This is a genomic window from Psychrobacter sp. TB20-MNA-CIBAN-0197 (assembly GCF_040309765.1).
Taxonomy (GTDB): Bacteria; Pseudomonadota; Gammaproteobacteria; order Pseudomonadales; family Moraxellaceae; genus Psychrobacter; species Psychrobacter submarinus.
This window is the reverse complement of sequence record NZ_JBEOPC010000335.1, coordinates 1-293: the sequence shown is the minus strand read 5'-3', so window position 1 is coordinate 293 and position 293 is coordinate 1. Positions and strand designations below refer to the sequence as shown.

Sequence of the window (293 nt, the reverse complement as noted above, 5' to 3'; positions counted from 1 at the left end):
GCTAAGCAACAAGACAAAGAAGTTGAAAAGCGTGGCCCAGCAACAAAGGCAGCGTTTGACAGCGAAGGTAACCCAACAAAAGCAGCAATGGGTTGGGCACGTGGTTGTGGTATTGAAGTAAAAGACGCACAAACACTTGAAACCGATAAAGGCGCTTGGTTATTGCACATTGCTAAAGTAGCAGGGCAAGAAACTAAAACCCTAATGACAGATGCAATCACAAAAGCATTAAGTAAATTACCAATCCCTAAACCAATGCGTTGGGGCGCGAATAAAACACAATTTATTCGCCC

1 protein-coding gene is annotated in these 293 nt (G+C 43.7%); it reads left to right on the top strand.

All coding sequences use genetic code 11. The features are described from left to right. On the top strand, positions 1–293 hold a 293-nt coding region (locus AAEY83_RS13905; protein WP_351059716.1), incomplete at both ends, for a glycine--tRNA ligase subunit beta.